This is a genomic window from Levilactobacillus tongjiangensis (genome assembly GCF_003946345.1).
In the GTDB taxonomy this organism is placed as follows: domain Bacteria; phylum Bacillota; class Bacilli; order Lactobacillales; family Lactobacillaceae; genus Levilactobacillus; species Levilactobacillus tongjiangensis.
The window spans coordinates 1-11,143 of sequence record NZ_RHNY01000032.1 but is presented as its reverse complement, the minus strand read 5'-3'; the positions used below and the strand labels follow the sequence as shown (position 1 = coordinate 11,143).

Here is an 11,143-nt window from a genome sequence, read left to right as displayed (position 1 = left end):
GTAAAAGCTACGAAGATAAAAACATTCATCCTCAAAATATGTAACCTAGAAAAAAGGCCTCCAGTGTTAAACCGGGAGCCTTTTTTAGTATACCAATTTCTACTTCACACAAGGCGGCTTATCCCAAGTAACCCCCTCACTCCCTGATAAAACAACGATCCATTATTTGGCCTTTGTGAAATTTGACGGGAGAGGAGTGGTCTAGATGAAAAATCCCCAAAAAATCATTAAACTCACTTTGTGAATTTAACCGCCTAAACTCCTAGACCATTGCGCCAATCGTGCCTGACACCAGTCCAAAAAATCCCGTTCTGAAATCGTTGGTGTTCCCGTCAATAACTTTTTTGTGATGGGCTCCTCACCTAAAGCCGTCTCAATTAACCCAACCACTAAATAATCTGTCTGTTTCGTAACCCAATTTTGTGGTTTCGCCCCAAAGACTTTCGCCAAACTAAAAGCTTGATCCCGAGTCATGGTAGTTAGACGTCCGGTAAAAGCAATCTCACAATCTCTTAAATCAAGCATTTTAAATCATCAACTTTCTTGATTCTAATGTTGGTTTTGACTTGACGGGTTATGGTTTTCCATTCAGTTTAGAGGGAGTGACGTTTTGAGCGCAGAATTGTTCCCTGGAAACAGTTATTTGGAATAACTGAACCAGAGTACAATTCTACTACTAAAAGTTTCCCCTTAGTTCGTCGGTCGTTAACGCCCGTCGCTTGTCTGTACAATTGCGGTATTGCTACCACCACTCATTATAAACCTACGTTTTCGGTTTAGCCTACTAAAAAACGCCCTAGCAGGCGTTGGTAATACGTATTTATGTTTGTTCGATCACCAACTAATCAGTGGCACCAAGCCGAAGCTTCGTTTTACCACCCGCGCCGTTAATGGTCGCGCTCACCATTCACCACCCAGCCGTACAGATGACCTTGTTGTGGTATAGCCAGACTTATTGAAGTCGCCCTGGCAAACGTGTCCCCTTGGATTTAGACCCCAGCTTGTCCCCTAGGGCTTTAAAAATCGCACCGGCCATGATATAATAGTCATTAAACAATGATGACTTTTTTGTGGCGCTCACCGATTCCCGTTGGTGGGTGTTTTTTTATGTTCTATTTTATGTAACCAATATTACTCGTTGTTTGGTGATAAATCAACATTTCTTTTTATGTATCCTTGTATCCTTGTATCCTTGTATATTCATATCCTTGTATCTAAGTATCCTTGTATCCTTGTATCTAAGTATATTAGGATACTTGCAGTCAATCTTAATTTAACGGCTTTTGAGAAGAAATGTATCCTTGTATCCTTGTATCTTTGTATCTTTGTATGTTATCATCCTTGTATCCAAGTATCCTTGTATATTAGGATACTTAATTGGAGGTCAGTATAATGGGTGAAGTAATTACTTTTGGAAATTTTAAAGGTGGCACCGGTAAAACAACAAATGCCACGCTTGCATGCCTGGCACTAGCTCGTGCTGGTAAAAAAACGCTATTAATTGATTTCGATCCTCAAGCAAACGCTACAGATATTTACTTTAAAACCGCGGCTAATTTAGGCCACGATGATATTAAATTTAATCAAACCTTGCTTGCATCAATCCAAGAAGAGGACTTATCAAGATCGTTGGTTACTTTGGATAAAAACATTGACTTTATTCCATCAAGCGCAGATTTTTCATTGTACCCACGGATTATGGAAAAAAAGTTTAAAAATAATTATAAAGATAGAGTTACATATTTTAGCAAGCTACTTGCTTCACTAAAAGAAAAATATGATTTTGTGGTATTTGATTTGCCACCGACTATTTCCTTAATTTCTGATAGCGCCTTATACGCTTCAGATTGGGTTCTGATTATCCTTCAAACTCAAGAGCACAGTCTTCAGGGTGCCGAATCGTTTCTAAAATATATACAGGAACAGGTAATCGATGAATACGAAGCACCTAGTTTGAATTTACTCGGTATACTTCCTGTGCTATTAAAGAATGGGGCGCCTGTTGATCACAGCACATTAGAAGTAGCAGAAGAAGAATTTGGGAAAGAAAACATGTTAAAAACCCTAATTCGTAATATGGAAAGAATCAAAAGATATTCAATCAGAGGTGTATTTCTAAAAGATCAGTTCGATAAAAAAATAATTAGATTATACGATTCTGTGGCACAAGAAATTATTGAAAGGGCGGACTAGCATGGTGGAACTTTTACACAATCCTAACTCAAATAAAAGCAAAATAATTCCTAGAAAATCGGCGCCCCAGCCCCAAAAAGAAATTTCCATATCTTCTCTAAACGAATCAAACAAAACGAAGTCTAAACAAATAGATGGTGTTACTTTTGATACTACGCTCAGAATTGACAATCATCTAAAAAACTTTATGAAAGCTATGGTAATTTTAGGGTATAGCTCAACTCAACAAAACGGATTAGCCCAATTACAAAAAACTTTTTTTGAATCGTTAACTGAGTCTGAACAAAATACGCTTACGACTCAAATACAGACTTTGGAAACCGGCGATGCTAACAAAGTAAAAAGTAAATAATCACGTGCTCTCAGACGACACGTTCACCTTTTAGATGTATACTTGTCCGTTTAAATTAAGCAGAATGCACACAAAAAAGTCCTCTATTATGCGGAATAGAGGGCTTTTCTGAAATCAGTACATACAGGCTTTGCTTAGGAGCGTTGCTTGTGTCCATTTAGGACATACACAATCATATAACAATCAATCAATGCTGTCACTTAACTTACTCAAAAAAGCCACCCACCTCGTGATGAGATGAATGGCTTTTTGGTTGTGTGGTAGATTGTAAAATTAATCCGAACGCTGTTCGGACAAAAAAGATCAGCTTCCTTTAAAATGGTGTTTACCACAAACCCATCTTTTAGGAGCTGATCTTTTGTCTAGTATAACCTATTCCGAACGAATTAAAATCGAAACCTTTTGTGAACTAGGGCTGTCCAATATCCAAATGGGCGTTCGGCTGAACCGATCACCGTCAACAATTTCTTATGAATTATCTCGATGTCAACCTTATCAGGCTGAATTAGCACAAACAGATGCCGAATACAAGCGATCACGATGTGGTCGGAAAACTAAGCTGAGCGATGAGTTAAAGCAAAAAATTCTCAACCATTTACGTCTAAGCTGGTCACCAGGAATGATTGCTCACGAATTTAAACTAGCTACTAAATCTATTTATAATTGGCTAAATCAGGAGAGAATTGGTTTCTCCTTGAATGATCTACCCGAACATGGCGTAACGTTGACCAACAATCCAAATATAATCAATCTTTGGGGCGATCAATTGAACAGCGCCCATGATGATTAATCAACGTAATCGCATCGGCGATTTTGAACTAGATACAGTCGTTGGTCCTCGTGGGCATAGTAAGGCAGTTTTATTAACTTTAATCGATCGCAAATCACGGTTCCTTTGGGCATACCGGTTAAAAGATCGGACGACAGCGACTGTTAATGAAGCCCTAACTAAGTTCCTAACCACTTTTAATGGTGCGGTGCACAGCTTTACTGTGGACCGTGGCACTGAGTTTAGTGGGCTAGTATCACTTGAATCACAATATGGTATTAAGACCTATTACTGCCATGCTTATACGCCAGCTGAACGTGGTAGTAATGAACGCTTTAATCGGAATTGACGTTATTTTTATCCTAAAGGGACTCGTTTTGAGCACATTAGTGCTCAAAATTTAACGACGACGTTACTCCAAATTAACCAGCGACCGCTTAAAATACTCGACTGGCAAACACCGTATCAGGTTATGCTGACAAATTTGTCCAAAAATTCGGATTAAATTTGCAATCTACCACTCAAATGCCATCCATGCCGTTGAAAAATATTCAACCCGTAAGGCTGACGTCATGGTTTGTTTCTGCGTCATTGACAGTTGCTGCATTAAACGACCCTCTTTCATGTGACTGTTCATCTAAGTACAGACACATGATATATTCAACATATGTATATGTCAACATATAACGCCGATCAATGACTCCATGAAAGGTCTTGCAGCAACTTCTTAACAAACTAGTGCTGGTGGGCGTGTTGTTGACTTGACTGGGGCCGATAAGCGGCAACTAACCCTGTCACAGCGTCCAAAGTCATAATCAGACCCATTAACCACATCGCTGCCATATTGTGCATGGTACCAATTAGAATCAGCAGCACCACATTTAACGCCAGCATGAGCCAGCCCATTGTTTTCGACATTTGTTGCATGAAAATCCTCCTCAAGTGTATGGATAAGACCTATACCATTTTTCAATACTACTTTAGGTTAATTCTAAATTATGTTTATGGCAACCCTAAAAAGTGTTAAAATTCTTGTCAGAGGGGGAAATCACGATGAAAATCTATACGGACTATTTCTTTGATGAGCCAGCGTTTGATCTCCACGATGGCGGGTACGTGCCGCTTGAGGTCAGTGATGCGCCTGAGAAGCCCTTAAATGTGCCGCCGTTGTTGAAACCGGATAAAGAGACGGCGACCGACGTTTATTACACGGTGACAGCAGAGGCTGGGGAAACGCAACTGTTACCTGGGGCGAAGACCAAGACGTGGGGCTATAATACCAGTCTGTTAGGTCAGACGATTGTGTATCGCCGTGGTCAGCATACGCATGTGACACTGAAAAACACCCTGCCTGAGTTGACCACTTTTCATTGGCATGGGGCTAATGTCAGTGGCCCTTATGTTGATGGCGGATGCCATGCGCCGGTTTATCCGGGTGAAAGTAAGCATATCGACTTCACATTGGAACAACCGGCGACGACTTTGTGGCTGCACGCGCATCCGTGCCCATCCACAGCCGAGCAGGTTTGGCATGGTTTGGCTGCCATGGTGATTGTCAAAGACGACCATGAAGCCAGCCTGCCATTGCCAAGGAACTATGGCGTTGACGATATTCCGGTCATTTTGCAAGACCGGCGTTTTCATGAGAACAACCAGTGGGACTACCGGGCTGATTATGATCCTGACGGTGTTGCTGGGCCAACTGCAATGATTAACGGTGACATCAATCCCTATTTTGATGTCACCACGCAAAAGGTCCGGTTGCGTTTTCTGGATGGTGCTAATCGCCGTGAATGGCGGTTGCATTTTTCCGATGACCTGCCATTTACGCAAATTGGCGGGGATGGCTCACTGTTACCGGAGCCGGTCAAATTTACCCATTTGATGCTGACTTGTGCTGAGCGTGCCGAAGTGATTGTTGATTTTGGCCAATACCATGAAGGCGACGAGGTCACCTTATATACGGATGATGTGCCATTGCTAAAGTTCCGCATTCATGCGTTCAAACCGGATCAGACTACCTTGCCTGATAAGTTGTTCGATGTGAAGGCACCAGTGGTTGACCCGGCTTTGCCAGTTCGCCACGTTGTGATGCAGGGGATGGACGAAGGTGTTGCGATTGATGGTAAAAAGTTTGCCATGCAGCGGATTGATGCCACGCAACCAATTGGCAAAGCCCAGTACTGGGATGTTACCAATAGCAATGATGCGCCTGGAATGGTTCATCCATTCCATGTGCATGGAACCCAATTCTTAGTCTTGTCGCGGAATGGGCATGCGCCGTATCCAAATGAACATGGTTTCAAAGATACAATTGGCGTGAATCCTGGTGAAACGGTTCGGCTGCTGGTTCGCTTTGATTTGCCAGGGGTTTATATGTATCACTGCCATATCATTGAGCACGAAGATGGCGGCATGATGGCACAGATTGAAACATTCGATCCAGCCAAGCCAAAGCAAGAATATAAATTGATGGATATGGATACGTTAATGATGGCCTTGGCTAAAGAACGTGGCGTCAAACCATCTGAGATTTGGATGGGCGGTATGCAGTCTTATGAAAAAATGGGAATGAAAATGTAAACGTCCCACAATACTAATATAGAAAAAGATGATTTTAATATGCACTCTCCAACGATCAAACATCGCGGGGCTTTTGTCGCCACGTTACTGACAGGTACCTTTTCGATGTCAATTTCTCAGTCTTCTTTAAGCACCGCTTATCCTGCTTTTATGAAAGCTTTTGGTTTAGGAGCGGATACAGTTGCTTGGCTGACAACCGGCTTTATGTTGGTGATGACCTTGATGATTCCGGTTAGCCCATGGCTGTTGCATAATGTTACTTTCCAACGGCTTTTCCAAGCGATTGAACTCATTTTTGCCATTGGGACAGGCTTATGTATCTGGGCACCGAGTTTTACCGTGCTCATGATTGGCCGGTTGCTTGAAGCGATTGCGGTCGGGATTATTTTCCCGAGTTTCCAGACCGTGTTGCTGACGATTACGCCGCATAGTGAGCGTGGTCGGGTGATGGGCACGGCGGGATTGGTCATGGGCTCAGCCTTGGCAGTCGGTCCGATTATTTCCGGTGTTTTGCTGACATGGTTCCCTTGGCAGGCTTTATTCTTGTTCTTCTTGGTCGTTTCGCTGCTTGTGCTGGCCGTTTCAACGGTGACCATTGCGTCTGTCATGCCATTGCAACCGACGCAACTGGACTGGGTGTCCTTCCTTTTATCCGCAAGTTTTCCAATTCTACTTTATGCCTTGGGTGCTTTGTCGAAAAAAGGCTTAACTGTTGGCGTGGTTGGTTTGTTGATTTTAGGCGTTCTGGCAGCTGGTATTTTCGTTGTTCGGCAATTGAATCGCCAACCACCAATGTTGCAAATGCGAGTTTTTGCCACTGGTATGTTTACTAAAGCGGTGTTTCTGACCGGAATTTCATACGTCGGTTTGATTGTCACCACTATCCTGATGCCGCTTTACTTTCAAACGCTACTTGGTTTGTCACCGTTGATTTCTGGCTTGTCCTTAGTGCCAGCTGCGGTGTTGCTGAGTATTTTGAATCCAATTAGCGGGCGCCTACTGGATCGCTTTGGACCGCGTGTCGTGGCCATGATTGGCATGTTGTTGATTACTGGCGGCTTTGGTCTGTTAGCAGTCTTTGCCCATCATTTACCGCTGATTGGGGCAATTATGTTGGCGATGGCGACTGAAGCCGGCAATGCCTTTGTGATGATGCCTTCAGTGACGGCTGGCGCGAATGCTTTGCCGAATGAGCTCGTGGCAGACGGCACTGCGGTTACGACGACGGCTCGTCAGTTATTTGGTTCTGCCGGTGTCATGTTCGCCACAGTGTTGTTGGATGGCATGCAAACCACGCTGCGAAGTCATGCTGGCGGTTTTGCTGTTACCTTCGCTGTGTTTGCTGGCGTGGGCCTGATTGGCTTGCTGTTGGCGTTGACGTTACCAAAGGAAGTCGCGAAGAAAGCGGTATAGCTGCGAATTCGTGCTTAGTTGCAACAAAAATGACCGTCTACTTTTTGGTAGGCGGTCATTTTTGTTGCAACTAAGCATGCTTGACTGGGTACTTAGCCGCAAATGATCAGGAGAGAAGCATCGCGACTAGGAAAGGAGGGCAACACGGTTGCTTTAGTCAACAAAGACCAGTTCGATAGTTTCATCTTCCGGTTTGATGTTGACAGATAAATGACGATTAAGGTCGGCCACCAGTTTGCGTGCGAAGGCCATCTTCTCGTCGAATTCGGTCATGTGCGAAGTAAACGGGACGCTTTGGTAATTAAAGTTTTCGCCGATATAGCCCGGATCAGTCACGTAGCGCAAGTTGTTTTCGTCGTGGCGACTGCCCGGTTTCAGGACGGTATCCAAATACTGATAGAGAATCGTTGGATCGTAGTTCAGCGGCTTATCAAGGGTCGTGGAAAGCTTGTAGCCGGTTGCTTGACCAGCGAATTGTTCGTTGATTTGGACTTGGGTAAGGCTTTGATACAATTTCAAAACGATCACTCCTCTTCTTTTCACTTTTAGTATAGCAGTTATGGTAGATTGTAAAATTAATCCGAACAGCGTTCGGATTAATTTTACAATCCACCATAATAGTCTTGCATATTTAGATGTCCTTTCGGGGATAATCTGTGGGTATCGGGTGTGGCCGATGCCTTTTTTATTTTCCATTATATCAAAAGGCGGTCTAGTGAGAATCCGAAGATTCTCACTAGACCGTCTTATTTGTGGAGACTTATGTCACAGCCTCTTTTTGATTTATTCGTGATCCTAAACAGCAAGTTATAAGTGGTCGTTACAATTTCTATTTTGTAAACTCAAGTTCACCAAGAGCACGTTGGGCTGCTAAGTTCAATAGGCTCCACTGTCGGTCAAAGCCTGGCTGGAAGAAAAAGTCAGCTTCGGCTAAATCTTCCAGTTTTAATCCTTGTTGGATGGCTAATGAAATAACATTACCTTGGGCAGTGATATCATAAGTTGACAATACAGCACCACCTAATAGTTGATGAGTGTTTGGATTGTAATCCAGCTCTACGTAGACCTCTGTATTTCCCTTCTCCATAGGGACATAAGCTGGACGTAAAGTGTCTTTGTAAAAAGATGTGTTAATCTTAATATCGGCCTTTTGGGCTGTGGTCATATTCAGACCTGATGTGGCAAAGTGATAGTCGAAAACACTTAATGCTGATGAGCCGACCACTCCTGAAAATGGCATAGACGGTGTGTTCTCAAAGATGTGTTCCACTACATAACGGGCTTCACGTCGGGCAACCGTGGCTAAAGCTATCGGCATGTTCCTCTGAGCAGGAATTGAATAGGCCAACACCGCATCACCTATGGCATAGACATCAGGCAGATTAGTTCTCAAATATTTGTCAGTTTTAATCCACCCGCGCTTATCTAGTTCAACCGTTCCCTTTAACCAATCAGTATTAGGTTTAACTCCAACAGCTTGAATGATCAAGTCACTAGGATATTCTGCATCGTTGGTCTTAACAGCAGAAACCGATTCAGTCCCTTCATAGCATTCAATCTTAGCGCCAGTGACAACTTGAACGCCTTTGCTAGTCAATTCTTTTGATAAAATATCTGTTAATTCGGTATCTAGGTAGTTGCCCAGAGGCCGATTAATCATGTCGATTAATGTAACATTCTTTCCAGCTTTGATGCTGGCTTCAGCAGCTTCAACACCAATGTAACCAGCACCAATAACAGTAATATTTTTAACATCTGGGTCAGATAATTTTGCTTTGATCTTTTCTGCCCAATCCTTGCCGCGCATTGAATAAACGTTTTTTAGCTCATGACCAGGAACGGGTAAATCGTTTGGAGTTACGCCTGAGCTTAAGATTAATTTATCGTAATCATAGCTCTGTATCTTACCGGATCTTAAATCTTTCACGGTAACTTGCTTATTTTCTGGATTTATTTTGGTCACTTCATGATTGGCATATACTTCTGTCCCAAATTTTTCGAGATCTGCAGGTTTAAAATTACGGACATCATTAATACTCGTTACACTGTTTTCTAAATATAATTCCATACCACAGGACATAAAAGAAATAAAATCTCCCGCTTCGAATAGTTTAATATCTAGGTTTGAGTATTTGTGAGTAAGTTCCAAAACCGACTGATGGCCGCCGTGCGAGGCACCAACAACAATAACTTTTGTCTTCGACATAAAAAATATAGCCTCCTAATAGATGGGTGACAAATAATAAATCGTTAATGATGGCCATTTTGTTCTAAAGTACATTCGTGATGACGCAATGATTCACCGATATCTCATCCAGATACTAAGCCTTCTTCTCTCGAATGGAGCCCACCAGATCATCTGTAGCTGGAGCGTTCGCAAGCAATGCGCGAACATCATCAAGATTCACCTTAACATTCCAAACTAAAACACCAACTAACTTATCGGTATCTATGAAATAGACAAGCGATCCATGCGTTCGCCGATCAAAAATCAATTGCAATTTAGGATCAATATTACCGATTGCTTGCCAGGAAATATCAAAAATCATGGAATAGAAGTATGGGGTATGCTGATAGCTCATGTGAGCACCTGCCATATTACGGCCAACTAATTCACCAGAAAGTCGGGCATGGTCCACGTGCTCAATCCGTTGCCGACCCAAGATGTGATCTGGATAAGAGGCAATATCTCCCGCAGACCAGATGGCTGGGTCACTAGTATTGAGATACTCATTAACTTTCACACCACCATCAGCTAAATCCAAACAACTGTCTTCAGCTAAACTAATCCGCGGCGTAACGCCTAACCCAACAATGATCGTATCGGCTGCGATCACCGTACCATCCTTTGTCAATAGAGTCAAGTGGTCACCTTGGCGTTGATATGATTGGACAAACTGACCACTCATCAGTGTGACACCATTGCGTTTGAACGTGGCTTCATACTCAGTCCGAATAGACTCAGGAAATTTACCCTCACCCAGCGCTTTTTCTGGAAAAATCATCGTAACTTCAGTCTCATTTTGGGTCAGTGACGATGCGAGCTCTGTACCAACATATCCACCACCAATGATCACAACTCGCTTGTTCGGACCACTAAATTTACGTAACTTGCGATAATCTGACCACTGTCTAAAGACTAGCACATGTGGATCAGAAGGTCCCTGGATTTGTCTAGGTTCTCCGCCAGTTGCTAGCAATAGCTGTTCATACTTGATTTGCTCACTATCGGCCAATGTAATGACCTTATCTTGCCGATTAATAGCCGTAACCGTTGTCTTGAACTTAAAAGTCACATTGGGATAATTTTCAGCACCAATCTGAATGTTCTCTTCAGTAAATTCATCATCTAGCCATAGTTTTTTACTCAGTGCCGGTCGTTCATATGGGACATCCGCCTCTTGCGAAATAATTAAGATCTCACCCTCTGAATCTTCCTGTCGAATTCCCTTGATGGCATAGCCAGCAACCACTCCGCCACCAACAATGACGTATCGATAGCTGTTTGTCTGATCCAAATCACTCATCTAATCGCCTCCATAACTTTACTTTTTCTAGGATCATTGTAATATAAAAACGCCATGATTCGAAAAATAACGCTCAGAATTGTCAATCGTTGCTTGCTTTTATCAGAATAATAATTTTATTTACATACTGCTACAAAGCTATCAAATATCACTATGATCCAGATTTAGAATTGCGGATAACACAGCATAAAATAATATTATTTTAATTAAAAAACCTCAATTTTTAAGGCCTCAATTGTCAAATCAAGTGCAACACTAAGAATCTATTCTTAGAAGTGGTCTAGTTGCTAAGCTAGTTCAGGCATT

General features: G+C 42.5%; 9 protein-coding genes and 2 pseudogenes. 5 read left to right on the top strand and 6 right to left on the bottom strand.

What is annotated here, in order from left to right; translation table 11 throughout:
* Positions 1-246: 246 nt before the first annotated feature.
* Positions 247-525 carry a BRCT domain-containing protein gene (locus EKM75_RS12405; protein WP_020923847.1) on the bottom strand — a complete coding sequence of 93 codons (279 nt, stop codon included), beginning with the start codon at positions 523-525 and terminating at the stop codon, positions 247-249.
* An 867-nt stretch (positions 526-1,392) separates the two neighbouring features.
* Here EKM75_RS12405 and EKM75_RS12395 point away from each other — a divergent pair.
* The 3 genes and pseudogenes from EKM75_RS12395 to EKM75_RS12380 all read left to right on the top strand — a co-directional run bounded on the left by EKM75_RS12395 (position 1,393) and on the right by EKM75_RS12380 (position 3,819).
* Complete coding sequence (locus tag EKM75_RS12395) at positions 1,393-2,193, top strand: ParA family protein (protein WP_015639692.1); 801 nt, start codon at positions 1,393-1,395, stop codon at positions 2,191-2,193.
* 1 nt (position 2,194) lies between these two features.
* Positions 2,195-2,545, top strand: coding sequence for a DUF5388 domain-containing protein (locus EKM75_RS12390; protein ID WP_011222016.1), 351 nt, complete (start codon positions 2,195-2,197; stop codon positions 2,543-2,545).
* Positions 2,546-2,903: 358 nt separating this feature from the next.
* A pseudogene (locus EKM75_RS12380) lies at positions 2,904-3,819 on the top strand (IS30 family transposase).
* A 12-nt stretch (positions 3,820-3,831) separates the two neighbouring features.
* On the opposite strand, the pseudogene EKM75_RS12835 reads toward EKM75_RS12380, so the two are convergent.
* Together EKM75_RS12835 and EKM75_RS12375 are read right to left on the bottom strand one after the other, a co-directional pair.
* A pseudogene (locus EKM75_RS12835) lies at positions 3,832-3,921 on the bottom strand (cation transporter); the annotation flags it as partial.
* A gap of 128 nt (positions 3,922-4,049) precedes the next feature.
* On the bottom strand, positions 4,050-4,241 hold the full coding sequence (locus EKM75_RS12375; protein WP_003576326.1) for a hypothetical protein: 192 nt from the start codon (positions 4,239-4,241) through the stop codon (positions 4,050-4,052).
* A 126-nt stretch (positions 4,242-4,367) separates the two neighbouring features.
* On the opposite strand from EKM75_RS12375, the gene EKM75_RS12370 reads away from it, so the two are divergent.
* Positions 4,368-5,897, top strand: coding sequence for a multicopper oxidase family protein (locus tag EKM75_RS12370; RefSeq protein ID WP_024855733.1), 1,530 nt, complete (start codon positions 4,368-4,370; stop codon positions 5,895-5,897).
* A 39-nt stretch (positions 5,898-5,936) separates the two neighbouring features.
* Complete coding sequence (locus EKM75_RS12365; protein WP_003690687.1) at positions 5,937-7,310, top strand: MFS transporter; 1,374 nt, start codon at positions 5,937-5,939, stop codon at positions 7,308-7,310.
* A gap of 153 nt (positions 7,311-7,463) precedes the next feature.
* On the opposite strand, the gene EKM75_RS12360 is transcribed toward EKM75_RS12365, so the two are convergent.
* From EKM75_RS12360 to EKM75_RS12350, 3 genes are all read right to left on the bottom strand, one after another.
* On the bottom strand, positions 7,464-7,829 hold the full coding sequence (locus EKM75_RS12360; protein WP_003580900.1) for a hypothetical protein: 366 nt from the start codon (positions 7,827-7,829) through the stop codon (positions 7,464-7,466).
* A gap of 310 nt (positions 7,830-8,139) precedes the next feature.
* Positions 8,140-9,516 (bottom strand): FAD-dependent oxidoreductase, encoded by a 1,377-nt coding sequence (locus EKM75_RS12355; protein ID WP_024855732.1) that lies wholly within the window; start codon positions 9,514-9,516, stop codon positions 8,140-8,142.
* 115 nt (positions 9,517-9,631) lie between these two features.
* Positions 9,632-10,837, bottom strand: a complete 1,206-nt coding sequence (locus EKM75_RS12350) for an NAD(P)/FAD-dependent oxidoreductase (RefSeq protein WP_002825823.1) — start codon at positions 10,835-10,837, stop codon at positions 9,632-9,634.
* Positions 10,838-11,143: the final 306 nt, after the last annotated feature.